This window comes from Nocardia sp. NPDC058705, from assembly GCF_042749305.1.
Taxonomy (GTDB): Bacteria; Actinomycetota; Actinomycetes; order Mycobacteriales; family Mycobacteriaceae; genus Nocardia.
Map to the genome: position 1 here is coordinate 47,791 of NZ_JBHYRN010000005.1, position 14,685 is coordinate 62,475.

A 14,685-nucleotide genomic window follows, 5' to 3' on the forward strand; every position below is an offset into this window, starting at 1 on the left:
CACGTAGAGCTCGGGCAAAGCGCTCTACGTGCCTGTACCGGGATCAGCTGGTGGGGGAGAGCAGTTGGTTGAAGAACGCGCGGTAGCTGCGCAGCGCGCGCCGCATCGACTCGGTGTCGGGGCTCTCCGACCATCGGCTCGCGATGATCTTCTGGCGCTCGGCGTAGGTGCTGGTGAGCTCCTGGATCAGCTCGGTGACCAGGTGGTCTGCGTTGGCGACGGCGTCACGGGGATCGTCGACGAACTCGCCCTGCAGATCGTGCCAACGTCCGCGCAGCCGGTTGAGGGACTGTTCGTCGAACAGTGGGACGATGTCTTCGTCCGTGGCGGCGGCCGGACCACGCTGCGCGACAACCGGTTCGGGCTCCGCACCGGTTGGGTCGACGAGGTCGGTCTCGCCTGTGGTGTGGGTCGCCGCAGGAATGTCGTAACCGGTGGCATCGGTGTGGCGAGGGGTTCTGGTCTCGTTCACGGTGCCGGATGTCTTCGGTACCGCCGGATCGATGCCGTCGGCGTCGATTATCTGGTGACCGTGGTGCTTTTCGTCGGTGCGTGCATTGTTGGTGGTTCGGTCGTATTCGGTGCTCATGAGACGGTGTCCTTCGTGTGCGCGGTGTGGCCGTTCGTCAGTTCGAGGAACAGCGCGCGGTAATGCACGATGGCGGTCCGCAGGTCCTCGGTGCTCGCCTGGCCGTTGGCCTGCTTGACGGCGATGTCGTGCGCGTCGCGGTAATGGCCGAGGGTCGCGGCGTGCTCGACGGAGAGGTCGGCGACCTGCTGGTCGAAACCTTCTGTGGGGTAACCGCGTTCGGCCATGACGGTCGTGACGAGCCGGTCGGCCTCGCGGACGGCGTCGGCGGGCTCGTCGACGAAGCGCTCCTGCACGCTCGCCCAGTCCGCGGTGACCTCGTTCTTGCGTTCGGGAGTCAGTTCGCGCAGCTCGAGCGAATCGTGCCTGCGCTCGCGTTGCAACAGTTCACGTTCGGCGGCGCGGCGACCTTCGGTGTGTTCGAGCGTCCGATCGTATTCGGGCCCGAATCGGTCGCGTAGGCGCTTTCGGCGCAGGAACGGCGGAACCAGCAGCGCCGCACCGGCGAGCACGACGACGATGACGATGGCAATGATCAATATTTCGGAAATCACAAGTTCTCCTTCGATGAGCCTCGTGTTCCGGTTATGCCTCGAAAATTGATTCTCAAACGGATTGAGGCACACGGCTTGTGGTATGAAGACCGATAATCGGCGGCGGCCTCGCTCTACGATGTTCCTGTCGATACGCATAGGACGCGGTCGCTGAGGATTGCCAGTCGGGGAGCAACGGGTTCTCGGCGGTATGTGAACCGAAACAAAAATTGGGCGCGCGTCAGCGTCCTGGCGGTTCCGGGAATCTAGGCTCACCACCATGGTCAACAGTCGGTGGCTGATGTCAGCCCGTGGGAATGCGGTTCTGCTGGCTGCGGGGTTGGTGTTGAGTTCGGCGGTGGTTCTGGCTCCCGCCGCAGCGGCGCAAGTCCAGTGCGCTGAGCCCGCGCCCGGCGCCGCGCCCGAACGCCGCGCGCCCGCCGAGGTCGGCATGGATGACGCGGCCGTCGCCGCCGCGATCGACTTCGGCGTCGACGCCAAAGCCCATGCGATCCAGGTCTATCGGCACGGCTGTCTGGTCGCGGATCACTCGCCCACCGGTGATCTGTTGATGCCACTGTTCAGTGCGAGCAAGGGCGTGACCGCCGTGGCCGTGGGTCGGGCGGTGACGCTGGGGTACTTCGGTGTCGACGACCCGATCGGCCGGTTCTTTCCCGAGGCCGACGCCGAGCACGCGCGGATCACCGTGCGTCAAGTGCTCACCCAGACCAGCGGCCTGCATTTCTCCTGGCCTGCCGATATCGCGACGATCGGCACCGGCACGGTGTCGCGAACGCTCGATTCCCCGGTCGACTTCGCACCGGGCACGACATTCCAGTACGCCCAGGCGGTCCTCTCACTGCTGCCCGAGATCATCGAGATCACCACCGGACAGGACTACCAGGACTTCGTCCAGCGGGAATTGATGGATCCGATCGGCATACCGCGCAATCACTGGTCCTGGCTGCGCGACCGCGACGCGACCACCGCGGTCGCGGGCGGTATGTCCATGCGCCCGGCCGACCTGGCCCGGATCGCCAGACTTGTGCTGCAGGAAGGGGTTTGGGAGGGGCATCAGTTGATCGATGCCGATTATGTCCGCCAGGCGAGTACACCTACCGAAGCCAATGGTGGCTACGGCTTCCTGTGGTGGCTCAACGCCGGTGACACCTACCGCGGTACCAATGTCCCGATGCCCGCGCACTATGACCATCGGCTCTTTCCCGGGCTCCCGCACGACACCGTCGCGTTCGCCGGCGCGCTCGGTCAGTTCGCGGTCGTCATCCCGAGTCGCGACCTGGTCATCGTGCGTCTGGGTGTGCCGTCGACGTTCGATCCGAACAACATCACCGGGTTCCTCACCAGCACCAGCAATCCCGACAACCGGATGCTGTTCTACCGGATCGTCGCCGCGATCAACGACCAGCCCGAACCGCTCGACGATCCGAACATCCCGCCCGATCCGGTCCATCGCGTCGGCGCCACCCCGGAAGAACGCGCACTGCTGCTCGACCAGGACAATGTGCTCGCGATTCTCCTCGGCACCGGCGCGTATACCCGGACTGCCTGCGACAGCGCGGTGTGTCATGGCAGCCCGCTGCCCACCGACCTGTTCTCCCGGGCGGCAGATATCGGCCGCCAGTTCGCGGCGGCAACGCCTCGGTGAAAGGACGACCATCGACATGCTCGGTGACGAGCCGATTACGCGAGCCTACGACCTCAACGCCGAGTGCTGTTCCCGCTCGTCGAAGCCAGACTCGACTGAGGTTGCATCGCGAGACAACTTTCCATTGATCATGCTGTGAGGGAACACAATTCGTGTTCCGCGTCACCCGAAATGGGTGGGAGCTGTCTAGGGTTTGTGATGGGCAAGGTCGCCTTCGGCCGTTTGTGAGATGAGGTCTGTGGACCTGGGCTCCGATATCGCACAGCTCGTTTATCGAATCCAGGAAGACCCGTGGAAACGTGTCAGAAACTGATCATCGCGATGTCCCGCAGCTCCTTTCCCTCGACCCCTTCATGCGCTGTCCCACCGATATCGCCGCCTACGCACCGGGCTCGCTGATCCGGAGCAGACGTGTCGAACTGTCACTGTTCGGATCCGTTCGGCAACGGGTTCAAGCCTGGCAGTTGGCCTACCGCAGCAACGACCTTTTCGGCCGGGCGGAAGTCGCGATAACAACCGTCGTGCTCCCCGATGGGGCTGTCCCGAATCAGGACCGACCGCTGTTGTTGTTCCAGTCCGCGATCGACTCGGTGACCGAACGGTGCGCGCCGTCGTACGTGTTGCGCCACCACACGCGGGCGCCGGGTTCGATCACCCCCCTCGAATGGCCGCTGATCGCGAACGCGCTTCGTCGTGGCTGGGCGGTCGGTATCGCCGATCACGGTGGTATGAAAGGAAGTTTCGGCGCGCCACGGGAGCCGGGTTATCGCAGTTTGGACGGGGCGAGGGCCGCGCTGTCGTTCGCGCCGCTCGGGCTGGGTCCGCAAACGCCGACCGCGCTGTGGGGGTACTCGGGTGGGGGCATGGCCAGCGCGTGGGCCGCCGAGATGGCGCCGACTTACGCCCCCGAGCTGAACCTGGTCGGTGCGGTGCTCGGCGCACCGGTAGGCGACCCCGGTGCGGTGTTCCTTCGGCTGCACGGCAGCCGATTCTCCGGTTTTCCGCTGATGGTCGTGGCGGCACTGCGTCGGCTCTATCCGGACCTCGACGCCGCCCTCGATGCCGACATCTTGCCCGGGGGACAGGCGTTGCTGGCAGCCGTCGAAAAGCTACCGCCGATCGTCGCGCTGCTGCGCATGTCGGGGCAGCGTCTCGACGACCACCTGCGACGCCCGCTCGCGGAGATTCTCGCCGAGCCGAAGGTTCGCGCGGTGCTCGACGATCTGCGGTTGGGGATGTCCGCCCCGGCCTGTCCGCTGCTGGTGATGCAGCCGGTCAATGATCAGGTGATTTATTGCGGCAGCGTGGACGAGCAGGTCGAACGGTATCGGGATGCGGGCACCCACGTCACCTACGTGCGCGACCGCTTGAGTGACCACTTCACCTTGCTTCCGCTGTCCACCCCACTGAGCCTGAGCTGGTTGTCGGACCGCCTCGCCGGTGAGCCCTTGGCTGCGCCGAGCACGCGAACCGTACTGTCGTCGAGCATCTCTGCGCCGAGCCGACGCGGACTGATGGGGGTTGTCGGTACGGCGCTGGCGGTAGCGACCGGGCGGCCGCTGATCGGTGCGCCGATCGCTTCGCGCGGACGTCACCAGATGGGGAAGGCAGCCTGATACTCAGGAGTCGCGTAGTTCGAGCTGGCGAGAGATGGACGCCGCCGCGTCTTTCACCGCGGACTCGATAGCGCGGAGCTGGCTGCAGTCCTTGCGCACACCTCACAGTGACAGTTCTTGTGGTCCGTCGATTCGGAACCGCGCAATTCATCCCCTACGGGTGATGTCTCGCACGGCGTCGGCACCGACGATGGATGCGGCCGACCCCACCGGGACCATGATCTGCAACGGAGGCGTGATGAGCGTGTTGTCCAGCGATCTGAAAACCTTGAGCTACGAGGCGTATGTCTACCTCTACTCACTGGTCACCATGGATGTCACTCGTCGGCAGCAGACGAACTCCCCGGCCGGGAAGACCCCGGGTTTCGGACCGCCGAACCAGTTCCATCACATGTACGAATTGCCTGATGTCGATTTCCGCGCGGTCGTGCGCCCGAACTTCGACACGCTGTACTCGTCGGCATGGCTGGATCTCACCGAGGGGCCGGTCCAGATCCACATTCCCGACAGCCACGGCCGGTACTACATGATGCCGATGCTCGACGCCTGGACGGACGCCTTTGCCACCCCCGGCAAGCGGACGACCGGCACCGAGGCCCAGGATTATGTCGTCGTCGGGCCGAGCTATAGCGGAGAGCTACCCGCGGGCATCCCGGTGATCCAGGCGCCGACCCCGATCGTGTGGGTGATCGGGCGAACCCAGGCGAACGGCCCCGACGACTACGCATCGGTCAACGAGTTCCAGAACGGACTGCGGATCACCGCACTCGGCGACCGGACGCCGTTCACCGCCGATCCGGCCCTGGTCAGCGAGATCGAACCGCTCCGCCAGGTCAACGAGATGCCCGCGACGGAGTTCTTCGGCCACGCGGCCAATGTGTTGAAGACGATCCCCGCGCACGCGACGGACTTCTCCATTCTCGCCCGCATCTCGCTGCTCGGTATCGTTGTCGGTCAGGACTTCGACGCGAAGCGGTTCTCCGCCGCCGACCTCGCCGAGATCGACGCAGGCGTCAGCGCCGCGCGCGCCGACCTGCTCGCCGCGCGAACCACGATGATTCCGCCCATCGACGGCTGGATGAGCATCCTGTACACCATCGGCGTCTACGGCAACGACTACTTCCGCAGGTCGGCGGTCACCCTGATCGGCCTCGGCGCCAACCCCGCCGAGGACGCGATCTACCCGCTGCTGGTTCGCGACGCCGCGGGCAACCCGCTCGTCGGCGACGACGACTACGTACTCCACTTCGACGCCGACAAGCTACCGCCGGTCGCGGCATTCTGGTCGGTCACCATGTACGACCTCGAGGGCTTCCAGATCGCCAACGAACTGGACCGCTACGCCCTCGGCGACCGCGATCCGCTGAACTACAACTCTGACGGATCGCTCGACATCTACATCTCACACAAGAACCCCGGCCCCGACCGCGTAGCGAACTGGCTCCCCGCGCCGAGTGCCCCCATGGGCATCACCCTGCGCCTCTACGCGCCCGACGCCGCAGCCCTCGACGGAACCTGGACCCCGCCGCCGGTCCACAGAGTGTCCTGACAAGTCACGCTATCGGTGCATCCGCTCAGTCACCGGTCCACTCCGAAACCGGCGGAAAAATTGCGCACGTACCCGGCCGCCCTGAGTATTCGGGGCGGCCGGGTTTTGCTCATGGCTTGCGGGCGATCGCTCCGACCATGAGGCGTTCAGGAAGGGTGAGTTTGTCGCGGACGATCCGGTCGGGACGCCACTGCGGCAGGTAGACCAGGCCCGGTTCGACCATTTCCAGGCCGACGAAGAACTCGCTGAGTTCGTCGGTGGTGCGGAAGCGTCCGGTGCCGAGGAAAGTCAGGAAGGTCTTCTCGAGTTCGCGGGCTTCGTCGCCGGAATCGCAGAAGTGGGTGATGAAGACATAACTGCCCGACGGCACCGCGTCCAGGTACGCCTTGACGATGCCCGCCGGATCCTCGTCATCGTGCAGGTGGTGCAGCATCCCGACCAGCATGATCGCGACCGGCTCCGAGAAGTCGATCATTTCCCGTACCGCGGCCAGTTCGAGCACCGTGCTCGAATCGCGCAGGTCGGCGGTGACGACCCGGGTGTTGTCGTTGGTGGCGAGCAGCGCCCGCCCGTGCGCCAGCACAATGGGGTCGATATCGACATAGACCACCCTGGCTTGCGGGTCGACACTCTGGGCGACCTGGTGGGTGTTCTCCATGGTCGGCAGGCCGGCGCCGAGATCGAGGAACTGCCGGATCCCCGCCTCTTCGGCGAGATAGCGCACGCCTCGCCCGAGGACAGCCCGGTTCAGCCAGGCCAGTTCACCGATCTGCGGCAATGTCGCGCGCAGGTGGTCGGCCACCGCACGGTCTGCCTGGTAGTTGTCCTTGCCGCCCAGTACCGCGTCATAGGCACGCGCGATACTCGGTGTGTTCACGTCGAACGCGTCCGTTTGCTCTGTCACGGGAGTCCCCTCCTCCACGCCCAGCCCTGTTGTGCCCGAACAGGCACGATCTCACTCGAACCGAGCCGCTTCCACACTAGGGGCCGCGCGGGTATCTCGCCTGTTGTGTCCGTCGAATGCTGCTGTACGTCAATCGAATTCATGGTGAGGAGCATCAGAACACTCCGCGCCGCGCGGCTGTTTCTGAGCGAACCGGGCGGTGAGTTCGGTCGCGATCTCGTAGTGGCGCACGAGAAACGAGCGCTCGTCGAGTTTCTTGCGGCGCAGCCAGCTGGTCACCTCGGCGTTGCACTTGCTGGCGTTGCACGACCCGCACGCCGGTACGACGTTGCCGAGGGTGTAGCGGCCGCCGCGGGAGATGGCCTGGACGCAGTCCTTTTGCAGGGAGGGGGCGGGTGCGCCGCAGTAGGCGCATCCGCCCCATGACGTTTTGAGCGCGTCCCATTGCGCGTCGGTGAGGTCGTGGGTGGCGTTGGCCATGCGCTTCTTGCGTTTGCGCGCGGCGCGGACTTGTCTACTACCGCCGGTCGGCATGAGGGGTGACATTACGCGTCGCGCGGCGGCAGGTCAGTGACGCGCCACTGCGAATTCCTCCGCTTCCTGAGATCGGAGATCGAAGACCGGGCAATGCGGCGAACCCGGTGCTCGCGGCCGTGACGATGAGCCGAATTCACTCACCGGAAGGAAATTCTGTGCATATTCGTCGCATCGTCATCGCCGCCGCTGCCGCGGTCGCGCTCATCGGAGGGTCGGTTTCGCTGCAAGCCGGCGCCTCGCCCTTCTCCGGGTCGGGTGATTCCGGCAGCGCGGGCAGCGGTTCGGCCGCGCCGACCAGCGCCGAGAACGCCCCGATCGAGGAGGACGCCCCGGAGCTGGACGGGCCTGGCTCGACCGCCGAGGTGACCGTGGAGAAGACCACCACAACCACGTTCTACCGGCCGAGCACCCTCAGCAACGCCAAGTACCCGGTGGTGGCGTGGGGCAACGGCACCGGCGCGAAGGTCTCCTTCTACGACGGGTTGTTGCGCAATCTCGCCAAGGCCGGTTTCATCGTCGCCGCGGCCAACACCACCCAGTCCAACCTCGACGGCGGCAAGAAGGTGCTCGACGGCGCCCGCACCCTGATCGCGGCCAACGACAAGGCCGACAGTGTCTACTTCGGCAAGATCGACACCACCAAGATCGCCATCTCCGGCCACTCCCAGGGCGGGCTCGCCGCGGTGAACTCGGGCTCGAACGAGATCGTGAGCACGGTCCTGGCGATCCAGCCCGGCCCGGGCAACCAACAGGACGAGCTGCGTGTGCCGACCCTGTACCTGGCGGGGGAGAAGGACAACATCGTGCGCCCGGGGTGGGTCCTCGACCAGTACAAGCGCACCACGCAGGTGCCCGCCTGGTTCGCCGAACTCGGCGGTGAGGGCCACCTGTCGGTCGGCAAGGCGGACAACGGCTTTCACCCGCTCATCATCAACTGGCTGAAGTACCAGCTCTACGGTGACGCGGCAGCCGAGAACGTCTTCGTCGGCCCGCAGTGGAGCCTGTCCACCGACGCCGCCTACACCAAGGTTCTGCGCAACGACAAGGCTTCCGCGCTGAACTGAGCTCGATGCCCTGCACTGCGTATCCTGATCGGATGATCTCTGCGGTCTTCGTCGTGGTGGTCGAATCCCGTTCGAGTGGAGGGTAATTCGTGATCAGTGAGCAGGAGATCCTGGATCGGGTGGCCGAGCTGGTGGTGGGTTTCGCCGCCGACGCGGCAGGCTACGACGAGCGGGCCGAGATTCCGGTCGAGGAATTGACCGCGCTGCACGACGCGGAGGTGGACAGGGCGGTGCTGCCCCGGCGGCTGGGTGGGTTCGGATTGAGCTACCAGTCGTTCGGGGCGGTGGTCCGGATGCTGGCGAAGGCGGACCCGTCCATCGCGACGATCTGGGTGATGCACGTCGGTGCGGGCGTCGGGTTGGCGGAGTTGACCGGCAGTTCGTTTTTCGCCGACGAGTTCCTTGTGGGTAAGCGGTTCGCCAACGCCCTGTCGGAACCGGGCAGCGGGAACCGCTTTCTGCAGCCGCAGCAGGTGGCCGAACCGGTGGCGGGCGACTGGTCGCTCACCGGGGCGAAACGGTTCGTCTCCGGCAGCGAGATCGCGGACTACCTGCTGGTGAACGCGCTGGTCGAGGAGGCGCCGACGTTCTTCGGGGTGGTTCCGGACGAGTCCGTCTCGATCATCCCGATCTGGGACACCCTCGGTTTGCGGGCGACCCGCAGTCAACTGCTGGTCTTCGACAACACCGTGTTGCGCGCCGAATACCGCGGTCGCGCACCGGGACCGGGCGATTTCGCGGCGATCCCGGCCGGGTTGCCCGCCATCTCCCTCGGCGTCGCCGACGCGGCGCTGGCCGCGTTGGTCGAGCACGCGCGGTCGCGGATGATCCTGGGAAATCCACTGGCCCACCAGCAGTGGGTGCAGCACGAGGTCGCCGACGTGCAGATCCGGCTCGTCGCCGCGCACGCCCTCTACGAGCAGGGTCTGCGCGAAGCCGACAGCGCGAACCCCGCGTTCTTCCCGACGCTGTCGCGGGCGAAGTATCTGGCGAACAAGGTGGCCGTGGATGTCGCGCAGCTGGGCGTGCGCGTGGGTGGCGCGTCGGGTTATCTGCGGGGGTCGCCGATTCAGCGACACCTGCGCGATGCCGAGGCGGGCCAACTCATGGCGTATTCGACCGAGGTGCTCGCGGGCGAGATCGGCCGGGAGGTGCTCGGTGTCGCGCCGAGTCCCTGACCTCGGTCACCACCCCGCCATGGCATCGCGGCGACGTGCGGTGCGGTAGGCCGCTGGGGTAACCCCGTACTTGGCGCGGAAGGCCCGGGAGAACTGGTCGACCGTGCGGAAACCGCAGCTGTCGGCGATGTCGCGCAGGCTGCGGGTGCCGTCACCGAGGGCACTCGCGGCTGCGGCCAGTCTGCGGGAGCGGATGAGCCGCCCCACGGACATGCCCTGAAGTTCGAACGCGCGGAACAGCGTTCGCCTGCTCACGTGCAACCGGACCGCGACCGCGTCCGGGTTCACCGCCGGATCGGCGAAATTGCGGTCGATGAAATCGGCCGCCCGGCGGCGCAGCACGTCCTCGGCCGTCAGTTCCCTTGTCGCATCAGCGAGATCGCGTTCGAGCAGCGCGACCACCGCCGCCCGGAACATGATCTCGTCGATGCGCGCGACTATCCGCAGATGGCCCGGACTCGTTGCGCCACAAGCTATATCGCGAGCGAACATCAGGGCCGACACCGCTGCCCGCGACAACGGCCACGACCGGCCACCTGCCGCGGCGGCGTCGAGGCCCCACGCGGTCAGCGAATCGACCGGCAGGTAGAGGTTCAGGACATCGGTGGAGGGGTTGTCGCGGCGTGTGAGTGCCGCTCGGTACGGGCTGTCGAGGCACAGCGCGAACGCCTCCCCGGCCACCGCGGTCGACCGGTGGCCGCGTTGTTCGAGGGTGGCGCGGCCGGTGAGGACCAAGCCCAGTTGCAGATAGTGGCTGTAATGGTCGGGGGCGGTGCGGGTTCCGCGTTCGGCGGTGATGTCGGAGGAGCGCAGCCGGGCGACCAGTACCGACCCGGTGCTCGAGGTCCACAGTGTGGCGGCGAAATCCTCCTTGGCGCGGAGGTGGCAACCGAACGCCACCCGTTGCAGATCGCGTGACCCCCGCAGGATCACTCCGCGATCATCGGCCGGGCCCGGTCGGTCCATCGGGCAGACGGTTTCCGGCTGGATCAGTTCGCTCGCAGATTGCCCCATATCGAACAAAACGGACTTCTGTCGTGTCGATGCTTTCCGATCGACTGTCAATCGGCCGGAGAGCTGTTCGGTCCCGATCGTGTGCGCGCCCGCCTCGCCGTGCATATCCCACCTCCGCGCAAGGGTGCGCGGTCGCCGGAAACGGGGTGGGACGCGTCTCCGTCACCGGTTGCCTGCACCTGTCGACAACTGGAACTGCTCTCGAAAGAGCAAGGATAACAGTGCAATTCGATGACGCGGACCAGACCGGTGGATCTCTTCGGCGCCGTGTGGACGACACTCGCATTCCGTGCCAGGTTCGCCGGGATGTCGTGCCAGGACCGGCTGCGAGGGGCTGGCTGTCGACGGCTCCGAACGCGGGTCCCGCCTGCCGATCCCGTCGTCCGGTGGGCATCGCGGGACCTCGCCCACGGTTTGCTTGGTCATTGCGGTCGCCGCAGCGGCGGCCTAACCTCGACATCGTTGGCCCCCTTGCTGTTCCGTGGTCGACAGTCACCGTGTTCTCCCCGATTTCCGGCGCGCATCATCGCCCACCTCGACGACGAAGGACTACCGAGACATGCTCTGGGAAGCACTGCTGTGGGTGATCGTTGCCGCAGGACTGGCCGGGACCGCCGCCTATTTCGTGCGCAGGCGGGGCAAGGGCCGCGACGAGGAGTCCACCAACGAGTCGGTGGGACAGGTCTTCACCCTCGTGGGTGGACTGCAGGTGGTGCTGGCGTCGTTCCTGCTCATCGGCGTGCTCGACACCAACGCGGGCGCGGCCAAGGCCGCATCGGACGAAGCGGACCGATTGCTCGCCCTGCAGTGGGCGGGCGACGCGCTGTCGGAACCGGCCCGCAGCACCGTCACCAGCGCCGTGCACGCCTACACCGGCGAGGTGATCGAGATCGAGTGGCCCGCGATGACCGCCGGTGCCGTCGTCGACGACACGGCGTGGAATCAACTGTCGGCGGTGCGCCCCGCCATCGCCGCGACCCCCGCCGCCGACGAATGGCAACGCTCGCGTCAGATCGCGGCAGCCGACCGGCTGTGGGAGGTCTACGAGGCCAGGCAGGTCAGGATCGAAGCCGCGGGCAGCACGCTGTCGCCGATGATGTGGCTGGCCCTGGCACTCGGCGCGCTTCTGTCGGTGGGTTTGTCGCTGCTGTTCGCGGGCACCAGCGCGCGCGTGCACGTCATCGTGGTGTCCAGTTTCGCGGCGGTGGTGACGTTCATGATCTTCACCATCTTCGAACTGCAGAACCCTTATGGCCGGGCGGCGGCTGTCGCGCCGACGGCCTTCGACGCGGTGCTGGCACAACTGAGGTGAAAAAGACTGTACGGGTGGGGATCTGGGCTGCCGCGCTGGCGGGAGTCGGCCTGTTCGCGCCAGGGTCGGTCGGTGCCGTTCCCGGTGGGCCCACCGTGCCCGGTCGCCCGCAGGAACCGCGACCGTCGCTCTTCCTGACGATCAACCCCGCACCGCCCCCGTCGGTCGAACAGCCGAGTGTCGTCGTGCCGACCACGGTCCCGACCGAACCTCTGGAGACGCCTCGCGCACAGCCGGGCACCACGACACCGGGCGGGGTTCCACGGCTGGTTCCCCCGCTCGAGGAACCGGAGGCCCCCGGCGCCGAGCGACCGTTCGTGGAGCCCATGCTCCCGGATCAGGGCGAACGGCCCGTTCTGCCGGAGATGCCCACGCCGACAACGACATTCGAGAAGCCGGATGCTCCTTTACTCGAGGGGCCGAAGATACCTGTCCCTGATCACTCGTACGAAGTGCCGATCTCCCCAGCGCCGGTCCCGCCCCTCGGCGGTCTGGAATTGCCCGCCCCAGCCCGCCCGTTCGATGGACCGGAAGCGCCTGTTCCGCCGCCGCTCCCATTGCCCGTCCCGGCGCCGCCGGTCCCGTTACCTGCTCCCACACCGCCCAAGCCGCTGCCTGCGCCGCCGCCACTGTCGCCGACCCCGCCGCCACTGCCACCTGCTCCCGAACCAGCACCGACCCGGGAACCCCTGCCGACGCCGGCACCATCGCCGAGCGTGCCGATCACCCCCGCACCGACCCCGCTTCCATCGCCCGCGGAACCGTCACCGAGCCCGCCCGTACCGGTCTCGCCGCCGGCGAAACTGCTTTCCCAGCCCGAGAAGGAACCGGAGGCAGTGGTTGCCCAGCCGGTGGTGTTCGAACAGCGGCGCTGGGCACTCACCGCCCTGCTTCTGATCATCGGGAGTACGGGTGCGGCCAGGGCGGCGATGAGGCGCAGATGAGCGTGACAAGCCACGTTCTACGTCGGCGCGGCGACGGAAGGTTCCACGAGTGCCGCTGCCGTCCTAGATGCGCCGGGACCGTCGGCGGGTAGAGCAGGTGCTCGCCCCTGGAGCACGGTCATGGCAGCCGACCGGAGAGGTGACACCGAAAGGTGTTGTGCCCAGCGCAGTTCAGACAGCGACCGACGCGCGCAAGGCGAGGTGGCCGCCTTCCCAGCGGCTGCGCAGGCGCCGGTCGTGGCTGACGATCACGATGGCTCCCGGGAAATGGGCGAGGGCGGTTTCCAGCTCCTCGACCAGGGCCGGTGACAGGTGGTTGGTCGGCTCGTCCAGGAGCAGCACATCGACGGGTTCGGTGACCAGGCGGGCCAGGGCGAGGCGCTGGCGCTGGCCGGTCGACAGGTCCTCGACCCGGGTCGTGAATTGGGAGACGTCGAACAGGCCCAGTGAGAGCAGTTGGTTGCCGTGGAATTCGGGGTCGCCGGGGCGGTCGCGTGCAAAGGCGACGAACATCATGCGGCCGCGGACGGCGGGCGGTGGTTCCTGGGCGAGATAGCCGATCTTGCCGTGTTTGGTGACAGTGCCGGTGTCGGGTGCGAGTTGACCGGCCAGCGTGCGCAGCAGGGTTGTTTTGCCCGCGCCGTTCGGGCCGGTGATCAGCAGACGGTCGCCCGCACCGAGCGTCAGGCTGGTCGGCTCGAGCCTGCCCGCGACCGAGATGTCGGTGGCCTCGAGGATCGTCTCGTGAGTTCCGGCGGTCGTCAGGGTCGGCGCGAAACGTAGGGGTTGCGGCGGTGCCGGGACCGGGTCGGCGAGCAGGCGCCGCAGGCGTTCCTGTGCGTTGCGCACCCGGCTGGACACCGATTGCTGCACCCGACCGCCCGCGCGACCATAGGCCATCTTGTTGTTGTCGGCCATCCCCCGGCCAGGGGCGACCCGGCGGGCCGTGGTGTCGGCGGCCTCGCGGTAGCGATCGGTGTCGGCCAGCCATTGCGCGTGCGCCTGCACCCAGCGTGCTCGTTCGGCCTTCTTTTCCGCCAGGAACCCGGGGTAACCGTCGCTGTAGCGGACCACGCGCTGCCGGTCCGCGTCGACCTCGAGCAGGCTGGTTGTCACGCGTTCGAGGAAGGCCCGGTCGTGCGAGACCGCCACCGTCGTGCCGCGCCGGGCGAGGAGGTGGTCTTCGAGCCAGGTCAGGGCGACGTCGTCGAGATGGTTGGTCGGTTCGTCCAGCAGCAGCACTTCCGGAGCTGCCGCCAGTACCGCGGCCAGACGCAGCCGGACCTGTTCGCCGCCCGACAGTTCGCCGATCGTGCGGTCGCGATCCACCAGATCCAAACCCAGCCCGTGGAAAGCCTGTTCCACGCGCGCGTCGGCGTCGTAGCCGCCGTGATGTTCGAAAAGTAGTGTCAGTTCACCGTATTCGTCGATTCCGGACTCGTCGCCGTCGGCCATCGCGACCTCGAGGCGACGCATCCGGGCTTCGACAGCCCGCAGCTCGGCGAGAGCCTGATCGATGAGCTGCTGCACGGTGAGGTGCTGGGGGAGTTGCTCGTCCTGCGCCAGGTACCCGACGCCACCCTCGGCATGGACCACGACCTCACCGCTGTCGGGCTGCACCCGCCCGGCGAACAAACGCAGCAGCGTGGTCTTGCCGGACCCGTTCTCGCCGATGATCCCGGTCCGCTCGCCGACCTCGAGCGAACACGTCACATCCGTGAGCACGGGATCGCCGTCGAAAGACTTACTGACCGCGAGCGCGGTGATCTGGGTGGGCAT

The 14,685-nt window shown here is 66.9% G+C and carries 13 protein-coding genes; 7 read left to right on the top strand and 6 right to left on the bottom strand.

The features are described 5' to 3' along the window. Positions 1–43: 43 nt before the first annotated feature. Both ACFW6D_RS09210 and ACFW6D_RS09215 read right to left on the bottom strand, forming a co-directional pair. Positions 44–589, bottom strand: coding sequence for a hypothetical protein (locus tag ACFW6D_RS09210; RefSeq protein WP_379326394.1), 546 nt, complete (start codon positions 587–589; stop codon positions 44–46). After that, complete coding sequence (locus ACFW6D_RS09215) at positions 586–1,143, bottom strand: hypothetical protein (RefSeq protein ID WP_379326396.1); 558 nt, start codon at positions 1,141–1,143, stop codon at positions 586–588. The genes ACFW6D_RS09210 and ACFW6D_RS09215 overlap by 4 nt, the downstream gene beginning before the upstream one ends. Before the next feature lie 259 nt (positions 1,144–1,402). On the opposite strand from ACFW6D_RS09215, the gene ACFW6D_RS09220 reads away from it, so the two are divergent. From ACFW6D_RS09220 to ACFW6D_RS09230, 3 genes are all read left to right on the top strand, one after another. After that, positions 1,403–2,788 carry a serine hydrolase domain-containing protein gene (locus tag ACFW6D_RS09220; RefSeq protein ID WP_379326398.1) on the top strand — a complete coding sequence of 462 codons (1,386 nt, stop codon included), beginning with the start codon at positions 1,403–1,405 and terminating at the stop codon, positions 2,786–2,788. A gap of 353 nt (positions 2,789–3,141) precedes the next feature. Continuing rightward, positions 3,142–4,404 carry a lipase family protein gene (locus ACFW6D_RS09225; protein ID WP_379326844.1) on the top strand — a complete coding sequence of 421 codons (1,263 nt, stop codon included), beginning with the start codon at positions 3,142–3,144 and terminating at the stop codon, positions 4,402–4,404. A 238-nt stretch (positions 4,405–4,642) separates the two neighbouring features. Further along, positions 4,643–5,953 carry a DUF1254 domain-containing protein gene (locus ACFW6D_RS09230; RefSeq protein WP_379326400.1) on the top strand — a complete coding sequence of 437 codons (1,311 nt, stop codon included), beginning with the start codon at positions 4,643–4,645 and terminating at the stop codon, positions 5,951–5,953. A gap of 109 nt (positions 5,954–6,062) precedes the next feature. On the opposite strand, the gene ACFW6D_RS09235 is transcribed toward ACFW6D_RS09230, so the two are convergent. Next, on the bottom strand, positions 6,063–6,857 hold the full coding sequence (locus tag ACFW6D_RS09235) for an SAM-dependent methyltransferase (protein ID WP_379326402.1): 795 nt from the start codon (positions 6,855–6,857) through the stop codon (positions 6,063–6,065). 129 nt (positions 6,858–6,986) lie between these two features. Beyond that, a complete protein-coding gene (locus ACFW6D_RS09240) occupies positions 6,987–7,391 on the bottom strand; it encodes an HNH endonuclease (RefSeq protein WP_379326404.1) in 405 nt (134 codons plus the stop codon). Between the two features lie 158 nt (positions 7,392–7,549). Here ACFW6D_RS09240 and ACFW6D_RS09245 point away from each other — a divergent pair, with 158 nt between their 5' ends. Both ACFW6D_RS09245 and ACFW6D_RS09250 read left to right on the top strand, forming a co-directional pair. Continuing rightward, positions 7,550–8,458, top strand: coding sequence for a hypothetical protein (locus ACFW6D_RS09245; RefSeq protein WP_379326406.1), 909 nt, complete (start codon positions 7,550–7,552; stop codon positions 8,456–8,458). Positions 8,459–8,547: 89 nt separating this feature from the next. Further along, positions 8,548–9,636, top strand: a complete 1,089-nt coding sequence (locus ACFW6D_RS09250) for an acyl-CoA dehydrogenase family protein (protein ID WP_379326408.1) — start codon at positions 8,548–8,550, stop codon at positions 9,634–9,636. A gap of 6 nt (positions 9,637–9,642) precedes the next feature. Here ACFW6D_RS09250 and ACFW6D_RS09255 read toward each other — a convergent pair whose 3' ends face one another. Then, entirely contained in the window at positions 9,643–10,602 is a 960-nt protein-coding gene (locus tag ACFW6D_RS09255; protein WP_379326410.1) for a helix-turn-helix domain-containing protein, read from the bottom strand. A 607-nt stretch (positions 10,603–11,209) separates the two neighbouring features. On the opposite strand from ACFW6D_RS09255, the gene ACFW6D_RS09260 reads away from it, so the two are divergent. Further along, a complete protein-coding gene (locus tag ACFW6D_RS09260) occupies positions 11,210–11,962 on the top strand; it encodes a hypothetical protein (RefSeq protein ID WP_379326412.1) in 753 nt (250 codons plus the stop codon). Between the two features lie 14 nt (positions 11,963–11,976). Further along, positions 11,977–12,906, top strand: a complete 930-nt coding sequence (locus ACFW6D_RS09265) for a hypothetical protein (RefSeq protein WP_379326414.1) — start codon at positions 11,977–11,979, stop codon at positions 12,904–12,906. Positions 12,907–13,077: 171 nt separating this feature from the next. Here ACFW6D_RS09265 and abc-f read toward each other — a convergent pair whose 3' ends face one another. Further along, the gene (abc-f, locus tag ACFW6D_RS09270; protein WP_379326416.1) at positions 13,078–14,685 is read right to left on the bottom strand and encodes a ribosomal protection-like ABC-F family protein; all 1,608 of its coding nucleotides are present in this window, start codon (positions 14,683–14,685) and stop codon (positions 13,078–13,080) included.